At 72.7% G+C, this 12,827-nt stretch carries 12 protein-coding genes; 3 read left to right on the top strand and 9 right to left on the bottom strand.

Annotated features, from left to right (window positions below; genetic code table 11):
- Positions 1–57 precede the first annotated feature (57 nt).
- Positions 58–546 (top strand): RNA polymerase sigma factor, encoded by a 489-nt coding sequence (locus tag ACQP2P_RS04260; protein WP_433613471.1) that lies wholly within the window; start codon positions 58–60, stop codon positions 544–546.
- The gene (locus tag ACQP2P_RS04255; RefSeq protein ID WP_433613469.1) at positions 539–1,753 is read left to right on the top strand and encodes a sialidase family protein; all 1,215 of its coding nucleotides are present in this window, start codon (positions 539–541) and stop codon (positions 1,751–1,753) included. The genes ACQP2P_RS04260 and ACQP2P_RS04255 overlap by 8 nt, the downstream gene beginning before the upstream one ends.
- Positions 1,754–1,786: 33 nt before the next feature.
- Here the strand turns inward: ACQP2P_RS04255 and galE are convergent, their stop codons facing one another.
- A complete protein-coding gene (gene galE, locus ACQP2P_RS04250; protein ID WP_433613467.1) occupies positions 1,787–2,752 on the bottom strand; it encodes a UDP-glucose 4-epimerase GalE in 966 nt (321 codons plus the stop codon).
- Positions 2,753–2,837: 85 nt separating this feature from the next.
- Here galE and ACQP2P_RS04245 point away from each other — a divergent pair, with 85 nt between their 5' ends.
- A complete protein-coding gene (locus ACQP2P_RS04245; protein ID WP_433613465.1) occupies positions 2,838–3,656 on the top strand; it encodes a hemolysin family protein in 819 nt (272 codons plus the stop codon).
- On the opposite strand, the gene cysN is transcribed toward ACQP2P_RS04245, so the two are convergent.
- The 8 genes from cysN to glmU form a co-directional block, all read right to left on the bottom strand.
- Positions 3,640–4,929, bottom strand: coding sequence for a sulfate adenylyltransferase subunit CysN (gene cysN / locus ACQP2P_RS04240; RefSeq protein WP_433613463.1), 1,290 nt, complete (start codon positions 4,927–4,929; stop codon positions 3,640–3,642). The two genes, ACQP2P_RS04245 and cysN, sit on opposite strands and share 17 nt — an antisense overlap.
- A 3-nt stretch (positions 4,930–4,932) precedes the next feature.
- The gene (gene cysD, locus ACQP2P_RS04235; RefSeq protein ID WP_433613461.1) at positions 4,933–5,841 is read right to left on the bottom strand and encodes a sulfate adenylyltransferase subunit CysD; all 909 of its coding nucleotides are present in this window, start codon (positions 5,839–5,841) and stop codon (positions 4,933–4,935) included.
- A 16-nt stretch (positions 5,842–5,857) separates the two neighbouring features.
- Positions 5,858–6,685, bottom strand: a complete 828-nt coding sequence (locus tag ACQP2P_RS04230) for a 3'(2'),5'-bisphosphate nucleotidase CysQ (protein ID WP_433613459.1) — start codon at positions 6,683–6,685, stop codon at positions 5,858–5,860.
- Positions 6,685–8,520 carry a sugar transferase gene (locus tag ACQP2P_RS04225; protein WP_433613457.1) on the bottom strand — a complete coding sequence of 612 codons (1,836 nt, stop codon included), beginning with the start codon at positions 8,518–8,520 and terminating at the stop codon, positions 6,685–6,687. Before ACQP2P_RS04225 ends, ACQP2P_RS04230 begins: the two co-directional genes overlap by 1 nt.
- Positions 8,521–8,644: 124 nt before the next feature.
- Positions 8,645–9,232, bottom strand: coding sequence for an aminoacyl-tRNA hydrolase (gene pth, locus ACQP2P_RS04220; RefSeq protein WP_350611858.1), 588 nt, complete (start codon positions 9,230–9,232; stop codon positions 8,645–8,647).
- 75 nt (positions 9,233–9,307) lie between these two features.
- On the bottom strand, positions 9,308–9,925 hold the full coding sequence (locus ACQP2P_RS04215; protein ID WP_433613455.1) for a 50S ribosomal protein L25/general stress protein Ctc: 618 nt from the start codon (positions 9,923–9,925) through the stop codon (positions 9,308–9,310).
- A gap of 375 nt (positions 9,926–10,300) precedes the next feature.
- Positions 10,301–11,281, bottom strand: a complete 981-nt coding sequence (locus tag ACQP2P_RS04210) for a ribose-phosphate diphosphokinase (RefSeq protein ID WP_433613453.1) — start codon at positions 11,279–11,281, stop codon at positions 10,301–10,303.
- Between the two features lie 32 nt (positions 11,282–11,313).
- Positions 11,314–12,744: a bifunctional UDP-N-acetylglucosamine diphosphorylase/glucosamine-1-phosphate N-acetyltransferase GlmU gene (glmU, locus tag ACQP2P_RS04205; RefSeq protein WP_433618963.1), complete on the bottom strand. Its 1,431-nt coding sequence runs from the start codon at positions 12,742–12,744 to the stop codon at positions 11,314–11,316.
- Positions 12,745–12,827: the final 83 nt, after the last annotated feature.

Genomic DNA, 12,827 nt, shown 5'->3' with positions numbered 1-12,827 from the left:
GCTGAAGTCCGGGAAAGTTCTGGGAACCCGCGGGGTTCGCAGGGGATCGTTGTCAGCGTGGGCGACGTCGGCGAGGTGTACCACGCCTGTTACCGCAGGCTCGTGGTGCAGCTCTACGCGTTCACCACGGACCTGCCGGAGGCGCACGACGCGGTGCAGGAGGCGTTCGCGCGGGCTGTCGGCCGCCCGCGCGGCTTCGCCGGCATCGACAACCCCGAGGCCTGGCTGCGCGCGGTGGCGCTCAACGTCGTCCGCCGCCGCTGGCGCCGCCGCGGCATCCTCGACCGGTTCCTGCTGCGGGAGCGGCCGCTGCAGGAGCACGCGGGCCAGCCCGACGCCGACGCCCGCACCGACCTGACCGACGCCCTCGACGCCATCCCCCGCAGCTACCGGGAGGTCATCGTGCTGCACTACTACGCCGACCTCAGCGTGGAGGAGATCGCCGCCGCGCTGAACGTGCCCATCGGCACCGTCAAGTCGCGCCTCTCGCGCGGCCGCGCCGCGCTGGCCGTGCGGCTGCCCGGATACGAGGTGGCGCGTGCCTGACCAGCCTGTGCGCGACCCGCTGGGGTCGCGGCTGCGGGCCGAGCGCGACCGGCTCGACATCGAGCAGCCGCCGATGGAGGTCATCGCGGCCCGGGCCGCCGCCCTGCGCCGGCGCCGCTTCGTCGCCCGGACCGGGGCCGCCGCGATCGCCGCGCTGGTCGCGGCCGGGGTCGGGGCCGTCGCGCTGGAGCGCCGGGACGACCCGGCCCCGACCCCGGCCGCGTCCGGCCCGGCGGCGGTGTGGAGCGCGGACGGCATCACGATCACGGGGCTGCCGCACCTGCCGGCCGACCTGCCGGGCACCGTGCGCGACGCCGAGTTCCTCGACGCCGACCGCGGCTTCCTGCTCACCGCGGACGGGTCCGGCACGTGGATCAGCCGCACCGCGGACGGGGGCCGGTCCTGGAGCACCGTCCGCTCGCCGATCGCCGGCCGGCCGGAGCTGATCACGATCCCCGGCGGGGCCGTGCTCGTCGGCCCCGGCCCGGCGCACCCGCGCGCGGCCACCTCGGACGGGGTGCAGTGGAGCACCGACGGTGCGCCGGTGGGGCCGGCCGCGGCGCTGACCGGCAACTCCCGGCTGATCGCCCTGGCCGGCGACGCGTGCGGCGCCCCGACGGGCTCGATCACCGGGACCGATCTGGCTGCCCTGCCGCAGCAGCCGCCCCTGACCGTGTGCTGGCGCTCCCGGGTCCGGGCCGGCGACGGCTCGTGGTGGGTGGGCGGGCGCGCCGCGGACGGGTCGCCGGCCGTGGCGGTCTCCCGCGACGGCGGCGTGAGCTGGGAGCCGCACGTGTTCCCGGGCTTCCCCGCGAACGCGTCGGCCCGCGCGGCGATGCTCGGCCGCACGGTCTTCGCCGCGATCGTCGCGCCCCAGGAGGCGGCCGCGGCCCCGGAGCGCCTGCTCGCGGTGGCGACCTCGACGGACGGCGGGGCGTCGTTCGAGGCCCCCCACCCGACCGCGGGCCAGGCCACCATCGGCGGCGACCTGGTCCCGTTGCTCGACGGCCGGCTGCTCATCGTCGACGGCTACGGCCACTGGCTGGTCTCGGAGGACGGGGGTGCGTCCTGGGCACGGCTGGAGGGCCTGCACCAGACGATGCGGCTGGCGCGCACCGAGGCCGGGTACGTCGCCTACCAGATGACGACCATCTACACCGCGTTCTCGGTCGACGGCGTCACCTGGCAGAAGCTCGACGCGCAGTGACCCCGCCCGGCCCGGTCCTCGGCGGTTCTGTCCTCAGCGGTTCATGAACGCCCAGGCGTCGGCGACCATCGTGGCGAGGTCGGCGTACTGCGGCGTCCAGGCCAGCTCGCGCTTGGCCTTGTCCGAGGACGCGACGAGCTGGGCCGGGTCGCCGGGGCGCCGCGGCGCCATCTCGACCGGGATCGGGTGCCCGGTGACCGCGCGCACGACCTCGACGACCTGGCGGTTGGAGAAGCCGGTGCCGTTGCCGAGGTTGAAGATCCGATGCCCGGGCCCGTCCATCGTGCCGAGCGCGAGCAGGTGGGCCGCGCCGAGGTCGGCGACGTGGATGTAGTCGCGGATGTTGGTGCCGTCGGGGGTGTCGTAGTCGTCGCCGAAGAGCTGCAGCTTCTCCCGCTTGCCCGCGGCGACCTGCAGCGCGATCGGGATCAGGTGCGTCTCCGGGTCGTGGCGCTCGCCGATCATGCCGCCGTCGGGCCGGCGCAGGGCTCCGGCGACGTTGAAGTACCGCAGGCTGACCGCGCGGAGCCCGTGCGCGACGGCGAATCCGGTCAGCGCGTGGTCGGCGGCGAGCTTGGAGGTCGCGTACGGGTTCGGCGGGCGCACCGCCGCCGTCTCCGGGATCGGGACGGTGTCGGGGTCGCCGTAGACGTTCGCGGTGGACGAGAACACCAGCCGCCGGACGCCGGCCGCCCGCATCGCGTCGAGCAGCCGCAGCGTGCCGATCGCGTTGTTCTCCCAGTACTTCTCCGGCTTCTGCACGCTCTCCCCGGCGGCGATGAAGGCCGCGAAGTGCAGCACCCCGTCGAAGTCGGGCGTCAGCAGGTCGCCGATCGCGTCGTGAACCCGCCCGCGCACGAAGGCCGCGCCGGCCGGCACCGCGTCCTCGTGGCCGGTGGAGAGATCGTCGAGCACCACCACCTCGTGCCCGGCGTCGAGCAGCAGCGCGGTCACGATGCTGCCGATGTACCCGGCACCACCGGTGACGAGTAGCTTCACTACAACCTCCCAAAAGTCGACGCGTTCCAACAAATTTACACGTCGGGCGTGAATCCGAGTGAGCCGGACGCCTACACTTTCATCCATGCCGGAGCCCGGCCCTCGCAGTGGCCCCGGAACCGTGCGGCAGGCCGCGGCCGCCCTGCTGACCCGCTGGGCGGAGCGCCTTCACGCTACCGCGGCCCCGGCCCGCATCTCCGAGGCTCAGCTACGCACGCTCATCGCGGTGACCGCCGGCACCGGGCACGTGCGCGAGGTCATGGTGCCGCGCACCGAGGTCGTGTTCCTCGACGCCGCGCTCTCCGTCGCCGACGCCGTCCTGGCCGTGCGCGGGGCCCGGCACTCCCGCTTCCCGGTGATCGACGCCGACCCGGACGACGTGCTCGGCTTCGTGCACCTGCGCGACCTGCTGCTCACGCCCGCGGCTGGGAGCGTCGCGCCGGGGGCTGGGAACGCCGCGGCGGCGGCGTCCCTGCGCGGCCTGACCCGCGAGGTGAAGCGGCTGCCGGCCAGCAAGCCGGTGCTGGCCGCACTGTCGGAGATGCGGCGCGAGGGCCATCACCTTGCGGTGGTCGTGGACGAGTACGGCGGCACGGCCGGGATCGTCACGCTGGAGGACCTGATCGAGGAGCTCGTCGGGGAGATCCACGACGAGTACGACGCCCCGCCCGTCCCGGCCCGGGTGGACGAGGTCGACGGGCGTCTCAACCTGGCCGACCTCGCCGAGCGGATCGGGCTCCGGCTGCCCAGCGGCCCCTACGAGACCGTGGCCGGCTTCCTCATGGCCCGGCTCGGGCGGGTGCCCGAGGTCGGTGACCAGGTGCGCCACGACGGCTGGCACCTCCGGGTGAGCACCGTGGAGGGCCGCCGCGTGGCGCGCATCTCGGTCAGCCGGCCTCGATGATCATCCCGGCGCCGACCGTCCGGTTGGTCGACTCGTCGATGATGATGAACCCGCCCGTGGTGCGGTTGCGGCGGTACTCGTCCGCCAGCAGCGGCACCGTCGTGCGCAGCCGGACCCGGCCGATCTCGTTGAGCCCGAGCTGGTTCGCCGACTCGTCCCGGTGCAGGGTGTTGACGTCGAGGCGGTACTGCAGCCCGCGCACCACGGCGCGGGCCGAGCGGGTCGTGTGCTTGATGGCGTACTTCCCGCCGACCGTCAGCGGCCGGGTCTCGTCCATCCAGCAGATCATCGCCTCGATGTCCTGGGCGACCTGCGGGGCGTTGTTGGGCCGGCAGATGAGGTCACCGCGGGCGATGTCGAGCTCGTCGGCGAGGCGGATCGTGACCGACATCGGAGGGTACGCCTCGGACAGCTCGCCGTCGGCGGTCTCGATGTGCGTGATCTTCGTCGTGAAGCCGGACGGCAGCACCATGACCTCGTCGCCGGGCTTCATCACGCCGGAGGCGATCTGGCCGGCGTAGCCGCGGTAGTCCGACACGGTGGTGGACTGGGGGCGGATCACGTACTGCACCGGGAACCGCACGTCGACGAGGTTGCGGTCGGAGGCGATGTGCACGTGCTCGAGGTGGTGCAGCAGCGACGGGCCCTCGTACCACGGCATGTTCTCGCTGCGGGTGACGAGGTTGTCGCCGTGCAGGGCCGAGATCGGGATCACGGTCAGGTCGGGCGCCTCGAGCTTGGCCGCGAACGAGGTGAACTCGTCGGCGATGCGCTCGAAGACCTCCTGCGAGTAGTCGACCAGGTCCATCTTGTTCACGCACAGCACGAGGTGCGGCACGCGCAGCAGCGAGCACAGGAACGCGTGCCGCCGGGACTGCTCGACCAGGCCCTTGCGCGCGTCGACCAGGATCAGCGCCAGGTCGGCGGTCGAGGCGCCGGTGACCATGTTCCGCGTGTACTGAATGTGGCCGGGCGTGTCGGCGATGATGAACTTGCGCCGGGGGGTGGCGAAATAGCGGTACGCCACGTCGATCGTGATCCCCTGCTCCCGCTCGGCCCGCAGGCCGTCGGTGAGCAGCGCCAGGTTCGTGTACTCGTCGCCGCGCGAGCGCGAGGTCGCCTCGACCGCCTCCAGCTGGTCCTCGAAGATCGCCTTCGAGTCGTAGAGCAGGCGCCCGATGAGCGTCGACTTGCCGTCGTCGACCGAGCCGGCGGTCGCGAAGCGCAGGAGGTCCATCTGCCGCTGCTGCGGCGTCTCCAGCACGGAGGTCATGGCTTAGAAGTACCCCTCACGCTTGCGGTCTTCCATGGCCGCCTCGCTCACCTTGTCGTCGCCGCGGGTCGCCCCGCGCTCGGTGATGCGGGTGGCCGCGACCTCGTCGATGACCTTGTCGATCGTGTCCGCGTCGCTGCGGACGGCGGCGGTGCAGGACGCGTCCCCGACCGTGCGGTAGCGCACGCGCTCGGTGAACGGCGTCTCGCCGGCCTTGAGCGGCAGGAACTCGTTGATCGCGTAGAGCATCCCGCCGCGGTCTACGACCTCGCGGTCGTGCGCGTAGTAGATGCTCGGCAGCTCGATGCCCTCGCGGGCGATGTAGTGCCAGACGTCCAGCTCGGTCCAGTTGGACAGCGGGAACACGCGGATCGACTCGCCCGGGGCGATCCGGGCGTTGTACAGCGCCCAGAGCTCCGGCCGCTGGTTGCGCGGGTCCCACTGGCCGAAGTCGTCGCGGAACGAGAAGACCCGCTCCTTCGCGCGCGCCTTCTCCTCGTCGCGCCGAGCGCCGCCGAAGAGCGAGTCGAAGCGGTACTTCTCCACCGCGTCGAGCAGCACCGGCGTCTGGATCCGGTTGCGCATCCCGTCGGCGGACTCGCGGACCATGCCCGCGTCGATCGCCTCCTGCACGCTGGCCACGATCAGCTGCACGTTGAGCTCGGCCACCCGGCGGTCGCGGTACTGCAGCACCTCGTCGAAGTTGTGACCGGTGTCCACGTGCATGACGGGGAACGGGATGCGGGCGGGCGCGAACGCCTTCTCGGCCAGGCGGAGCATCACGATCGAGTCCTTGCCGCCGGAGAACAGCAGCACGGGCCGCTCGAACTCGGCGACCACCTCGCGCATGATGAACAGGCTCTCGGCCTCGAGAGCATCCAGGTGGGAGACCCGGTAGGGCGGCCGGCTCATGAGTGGGCGGGACCTTTCAGCTGTTGATGGCGGCGAGCAGTGACGGTGCCAATGCTTTCCGACACACCACCAGGTCGGGCAGGCGGGGATCGGGCTGGTTGTATTCCAACGTAGTCCCGTCGATACGGGAAGCGTGCAGGCCCGTGGCGAGAGCCACAGCGACCGGAGCGGCGGAGTCCCACTCGTACTGACCGCCCGCGTGCACGTAGGCGTCGACCGCCCCGTCGATCACCGCGGCGATCTTCGCCCCGGCCGAGCCCATCGGCACCAGCTCGATGGGAAGTTTCTCGGCGAGCGTGCTCAGCAGCGCCGGCGGGCGGGTGCGGCTGGCGGCCATCCGGATCGGCTCGCCCTGGACCCCGGGCATCGGCGGGAACGGCGGCGGGGCGTCGGTGCCGAGCACACAGTGCTGGGCCGGCAGCGCCACCGCCCCGGCGACCAGGCGGCCGGAGCCACCGCGGACCGGCCCGGGCCCGGCCGGCGAGTCCAGGGCCATCCGGGAGTCCGGGGCCGTCTGGCAGTACAGCGCGACGTGCACGGCCCAGTCGGCCCGCCCCTCCTCGCCGAACTCGCGGGTGCCGTCGAGCGGGTCGACGATCCAGACCCGCTCGGCCCGCAGCCGGGCCGCGCTGTCGGCGCCCTCCTCGGACAGGATCGCGTCGGCCGGGCGCCAGCGCGTGAGCTGCTCCACCAGCAGCTCGTGCGAGAGCCGGTCGCCGGCCTTGCGCAGCGCGGCGGGGTCGGAGTAGCCCATCTCCTCGCGCAGCTTCAGCAGCAGGTCTCCGGCCCGCTGGGCCAGCCAGCGCGCGAATCCGCCGTCGGTGGCGGGTGGTAGGTCGGTCATCAGTACGCTCCAGCCCCTCGGGTCACAGCGCTCAACGTTCGCAGCAGGATGACCAGGTCGAGCGAGAGCGACCAGTTCTCCACGTACTGCAGGTCGAGGCGGACCGCTTCGTCCCACGATAGGTCCGACCGGCCGGACACCTGCCACAGGCCGGTCATCCCGGGCCGCACGGCCAGCCGGCGCCGGGCGTCGTCCGGATACACGGCGACCTCCTCCGGCAGCGGCGGGCGCGGCCCGACCAGCGACATGCTGCCGCCGATCACGTTGAGCAGCTGCGGCAGCTCGTCGAGCGAAAACTTGCGCAGAAGCCGCCCGACGCGGGTGACCCGCGGGTCATTGCGCAGTTTGAACAGTGCGCCGTCGACTTCGTTGAGGTGCCGTAGCTCCGCCAGGCGGGCCTCGGCATCGATGTGCATGGTACGGAACTTGAAGATCACGAACTCGTGACCGTCCTTGCCCACTCTCGTCTGTCGGAACAGTACCGGTCCGGGAGAGTCCATGCGAACCGCAATGGCGAGAACCGCCAGAAGGGGGCTGGTGAGCACCAGCAGGGCGACCGCGCCCGCCCGGTCGACGAGCGCCTTGACCAGTCGGCGGACCCCGGTCAGGGTCGGGTGTTCGACGTGCAGCATCGGCAGGCCGTCGACCGGACGGATGGTGGTACGGCTGCCGGCCACGTCGATGAGGGTGCTCGCGACGATCAGGTCGATGTCGTCGCGCTCGAGGTGCCAGGCCAGCCGGCGCAGCGCGTGGCCGTCCAGCTCCGGGCAGGACAGCACCAGCACGGTGTCGGCCCGGGCCCGGCGTACCGCCCCCGCGACCTCGTCGAAGCGGCCCAGGATCGGCACGTCCGCGACCTCGCCGGCGCCGGGCAGGCAGGCGCCGACGACCTTCAGGCCGTGGTACCGCTCGCGGCGCAGCTGCCGCGCCATGGCCTCGACCGCGAGCTCGTGGCCGACGACCACGACCCGGCGCATGCACGCGCCGCGCCGCTTGCGCGCCCGGTGCAGCAGCTGGCGGAGCAGGAACCGGGCGAGCAGGCAGCCGAAGGTGACCAGCGGCAGCGCGACGAAGAACCAGACGCGGGCGATGCGGGTCTCGGTGGTGTACGCCACGAAGACGGTCGCGGCCGTCAGCGCCAGGCCCGCCCGCAGCACCCGCTGGTACTCGTCGGTGCCGACGAACAGGTAACGCTTCTCGTAGGCGCGGTTGGCCGCGAGGCTGGCCGTGAACGCGATCGGCAGCAGGACCGACAGCAGGACGTAGCGGGCGTTGTACAGCGTGAGGCCGCCGGAGAAGCGGGCCTCGAACGCCACCGCGCCGGCCATGAGCCCGATGACGAAGTCGAGCACGAGCAGGGTGCGCAGGTAGCGGCCCTCCCACGCCCAGCGGGCGCGGTGGCGGGAGGTGCGGCCGGCGCCGGCGGACATGTCGGGCGCGGCGATGCGCACCGGCGTGCGGGTGAAGGGTGTGGTGCCGCGCACGGCCGCCTCGACCTCGGCGGCCAGGGCCGGGTCGACCTCGGCGGCCGCGGCGGCGCCGGGCGCGGGGGCGGGCGAGACGGGCGCGGCCACCCCGGCGCTCACCGGGCGCGGCTTCCTCGCGGAGACCTGGCGGATCTGGTTGCGCACCGGGCTGGGGCGCCGGCCGCGCGCCGGGGCGGCCGGGCGGCCGTACAAGGGGGGCGGGACGGGCGGCGCGACGGGCGCGGCCTCGGGCTCGGGGCGGGCGTCGACGGTCCGCTCGGGGCGGCGCAGGCCGGCCGGGCGATCCTCGCGGCGGAGATGGGCCGGGCGGTGGAACCCGTCCCGCGTTCGTCCGCTGTCGATCGCCACGCTGCCTCCTTCAGAAGGACCGCTTCCATCAAACGGTGCAACCTGGAGTACAACGTGCAAGTCGGACATTCGTCACGCCGACGGGTTGTCGTGACGGACGTCATCACATGGCCGAACGGCGCGACTATTCGGCGTGGTAACGGTTCTGGGCCGCCTCGAGGCCCTGGTCGACTATCATCTCGACCGCGTCCGCGGTGCGGTCCACGAAGTAGTCCAGCTCCTTGCGCTCGACCGCGGAGAAGTCGGACAGCACGAAGTCGGCCGGGTTCTGCCGGCCCGGCGGCCGGCCGATGCCGAAGCGGACCCGCAGGTAGTCCTTGCCCCCCAGCGAGCTCGACATCGAGCGCAGGCCGTTGTGCCCGCCCTCGCCGCCGCCCTGCTTCAGCCGCAGCTGGGTCCACGGGATGTCGAGCTCGTCGTGCACGGCGATCACCTGCTCGCGCGGCACCTTGTAGAACTGGGCCAGCCCGGCCACCGGGCCGCCGGAGAGGTTCATGAAGGTCAGCGGCTTCACGAGCACCAGGCGTGGCCCGCCGACGCGCAGCCGGCCCTCGGCCACGTCGGCGACGACCCGGCGGTGCTTGCCGAAGCGCAGCCCGGCCCGCTGGGCGAGCAGGTCGGCGACCATGAAGCCGACGTTGTGGCGGTTGCGCGCGTACTCGGGGCCGGGGTTGCCCAGGCCCACGACGAGCCAGGGTGCGGCGTCGGTCACCGGGTCTCCTCACTCACACAGCAAAGTCGCGGCCGCCCGGAAGGCGGCCGCGACTCGACGAAGCTGGTGCGCCGATCAGGCCTCGGCGGCCGCGGGCGCCGGCTCCTCGGCCGGCGCTTCCTCGGCACCCTCGGGCTCGATCGCCTGGTCCTGCGCGGCCGAGACGATCGCGATGACCAGCTCGGGGTCGGCGGCGAGCTCGACGCCGGCGGGGAGCTGGACGTCGGCGCCCTTGACCTGGCTGCCGGCCTCGAGGCCCTCGATCGAGGCCTCCAGGTGCTCGGGCAGCTTGGTCGCGTCGGCCAGCACGGCGAGCGTGTTGCTCTCCGTCATGACCAGGGTGTCGCGGGCCGCGTCGCCGGTGAGCAGGACGGGGATCTCGACGGTCACCCTCTCGCCGCGGCGGACCACGAGCAGGTCCACGTGGTCGAAGGTGTCCTTGATCGGGTCGCGCTGGATCGCCTTGGGCAGGGCCAGGGCGGCACTGCCGTCGGAGATCTCGATGTTGAAGACCTGGGTCATGCCGCCGTGGCGAATGGCCGCGGCGAACTCACGGGCGGGAAGGGCGATGTGGCGGGGGGCCTCGCCGTGGCCGTACAGCACGGCTGGCACCTTGCCGGCCCGGCGCGTGCGGCGGGCACCACCCTTGCCGAACTCCGTGCGGGGCTCGGCGCTGATCTTTACCTCGGACACGACAGAACTCCTGATGCGGTTGTGCGGCGGGCACCGGCCTGCGCGACCGGCTAACAGTTGTCTTCATGCGGCGCTCGGGCGAGGGGGCGCACGGGGCACAGGCCCGGAGCGCCGCGTCGATCACGGAGCCCGCTTCGGCCGTCATGCCGGTTCCTGGGTGGCCGCCGGGGTGACAATCACCCGGCCGTCACACAGCAACCGCACGCCCGGCCCGTGGGGAGCACCCTCGCCGTGGCAACCTGCCTAGCTTACCCGAGGCGGTCCGGCGCCCGAACACCCTCCCCCACAGGCATGACGCACTGCGAAACTCGGGACAAACCGCCGCCAGGAGTGCCGGGGACGGAGTCCCCCGCGGCCACGACTCGTGCGGAGCTTCTAGGACAGCCCGCCGAAGAGGGTCGTCACCGAGCCGTCGTCGAACACCTCACGAATCGCCCGCGCGAGCAGCGGGGCGATGGAGAGCTGCGTGATCTTGTCCACCTTGCGGTCGGGCGGCAGCGGCAGCGTGTTCGTCACCACAACCTCGCTGATCCGGCTGGCATCGAGCCGGGAGCACGCGGGGTCCGACAGCACCGGGTGCGTCGCGGCGACCACGACCTCGGCCGCGCCCTCGTTGAAGAGGATGTCCGCGGCGCTGACGATCGTGCCGCCGGTGTCGATCATGTCGTCGACGATGAGGCAGACCCGGCCCTCGACCTCGCCGACCACGCGGTTGGCCACGACCTGGTTGGGCTTGCTGGGGTCGCGGGTCTTGTGGATGAAGGCCAGCGGGCAGCCGCCGAGCCGGTCGGTCCACCGCTCGGCGACGCGCACCCGGCCGGAGTCGGGCGCGACGACCGTGATCGGGCGGCCCGCGTACTTGGCCTCGATGTGGTCGGCGAGCGTGTTCATGGCGAACAGGTGGTCGACCGGGCCGTCGAAGAAGCCCTGGATCTGCGCGGTGTGCAGGTCCACGGTGAGGATGCGGTTGGCGCCGGCCGTCTTGAGCAGGTCGGCGATGAGCCGGGCGGAGATCGGCTCGCGGCCGCGGTGCTTCTTGTCCTGCCGCGCGTAGGGGTAGAACGGCAGGACGACCGTGGTGCGCTTGGCCGAGCCGCGCTTGAGCGCGTCGACCATGATGAGCGTCTCCATCAGCCAGTCGTTGATCGGCGAGACCATCGACTGCACGACGAACGCGTCGGAACCGCGGACGCTCTCGCGGTACCGGATGAAGATCTCACCGCTGGCGAAGTCGTAGGCGTCCATCGGAGTCGGGTCGACCCCGAGCACGGCGCCGATCTCCTCGGCCAGCGCGGGGAACCCCCGGCCGGAGAAGAGCATGAGGTTCTTGCGGTTCTCCGAACTGATGCTGGCCATTGGGTCGCCCGCTCCCGATCTCGTGGTTGCGCTCATTGTTCGTCGGGAAGACCCGTTTCAGCCACCTGACCGGCCCCGGCGTGGTTTTGTTCACGTGCTTGGGCCGCCTGCGCCGCCTCGGCGGCCGCGGTGCCGGGACGCTTGCGCTCCACCCAGCCCTCGATGTTGCGCTGCTGGGCGCGGGAGACCCCGAGCGCGCCGGCCGGGACGTCCTTCACGATGATGCTGCCGGCGGCCGTGTACGCCCCGTCGCCGATGGTCACGGGGGCCACGAACATGTTGTCGGCGCCGGTGCGGGCGTGGGCGCCGATGGTCGAGCGCTGCTTGCGCACGCCGTCGTAGTTGACGAAGACCGTGGCGGCGCCGATGTTCGTGTGCTCGCCGATGGAGGCGTCGCCGACGTAGGACAGGTGTGGCACCTTCGCACCCTCGCCCAGCGTCGCGGCCTTGGTCTCCACGAAGGTGCCGACCTTGGCCTTGCGCCCGAGCTCGGTGCCGGGGCGCAGGTAGGCGAACGGCCCGACGGAGGCCTGCGGCCCGATGTGGGCGGAGACGGCGTGGGTGCGCACGACCGAGGCGCCGGGGCCGACGACCACGTCGATGAGCGAGCTGTCCGGGCCGACGACGGCGCCCTCGCCGATGCTGGTCGCGCCGCGCAGGTGGGTGTTGGGCTCGACGACCGCGTCGCGCTCGAGGGTGACGGTCACGTCGATCCAGGTGGTGGCCGGGTCGATGATGGCCACCCCGGCGCGCATCCACTCGGCGTTGATCCGGTCGCGCATGAGCGCCCGCAGGCCGGCCAGCTCCGCGCGGTCGTTGGCGCCGAGGGTCTCGGTCGCGTCCGGGGCCCGGTGGGCGACGATCGCGGAGCCGGCCGCGGCCAGCAGGGCGATGACGTCGGTGAGGTACTCCTCACCCTGGTCGTTGTCCGTGGAGAGCTTGCCGAGCATCTCGCGCAGCGCGCCGGCCTCGAAGACGTAGGCCCCCGAGTTGATCTCCCGGATCGCGCGCTGCTCCGGCGTCGCGTCGCGCTCCTCGACGATCGCCGCGAACTCCCCGCCCCGGTTGCGCACGATGCGCCCGAGCCCGGTGGGGTCCGGCACCTCGGCGGTGAGCACGGTGGCCGCCGCCTTCGTGGCCTCGTGGGTGTGCACGAGCGCGGCCAGGGTCTCGGCGCGCAGCAGCGGGATGTCGCCGTTGAGCACGACCACGGTCCCGCTCAGCTCGGGGTTGGCATCGAGCGCGATGCGCACGGCGTGGCCCGTGCCCCGCCGCTCCCGCTGGGTGACCGGCCGCGCCTCGGGGGCGACCTCGGCCAGGTGCTCGCGGACCTGCTCGCCGCCGTGGCCCACGACCACCGTCACGGTGCCGCTGTCCAGGAACGGCTCCGCGGCGGCCAGCACGTGCCCGAGCAGGGTGCGCCCGAGCAGCGGATGCAGGACCTTGGGGACCGCGGACTTCATCCGCTTGCCTTCGCCGGCGGCCAGGATGATCACGTTTCTCACGCAGCGCTCCTCGACGGTGTCGGTGCGCCTCATCGTAGTCA

Origin of the sequence: Dactylosporangium sp. CA-139114, assembly GCF_050955725.1 — a bacterium.
In the GTDB taxonomy this organism is placed as follows: domain Bacteria; phylum Actinomycetota; class Actinomycetes; order Mycobacteriales; family Micromonosporaceae; genus Dactylosporangium.
This window is presented reverse-complemented; position numbering and strand designations above follow the sequence as displayed.

What these genes read in the sequence shown, in the direction of transcription:
- ACQP2P_RS04245 (WP_433613465.1), top strand. Translation starts at nt 2,838, where the DNA reads ATGCCGGAGCCCGGCCCTCGCAGTGGCCCCGGAACCGTGCGGCAGGCC.
- cysN (WP_433613463.1), bottom strand. Translation starts at nt 4,929, where the DNA reads ATGACCTCCGTGCTGGAGACGCCGCAGCAGCGGCAGATGGACCTCCTG.
- cysD (WP_433613461.1), bottom strand. Translation starts at nt 5,841, where the DNA reads ATGAGCCGGCCGCCCTACCGGGTCTCCCACCTGGATGCTCTCGAGGCC.
- ACQP2P_RS04230 (WP_433613459.1), bottom strand. Translation starts at nt 6,685, where the DNA reads ATGACCGACCTACCACCCGCCACCGACGGCGGATTCGCGCGCTGGCTG.
- ACQP2P_RS04210 (WP_433613453.1), bottom strand. Translation starts at nt 11,281, where the DNA reads ATGGCCAGCATCAGTTCGGAGAACCGCAAGAACCTCATGCTCTTCTCC.
- glmU (WP_433618963.1), bottom strand. Translation starts at nt 12,744, where the DNA reads ATGAAGTCCGCGGTCCCCAAGGTCCTGCATCCGCTGCTCGGGCGCACC.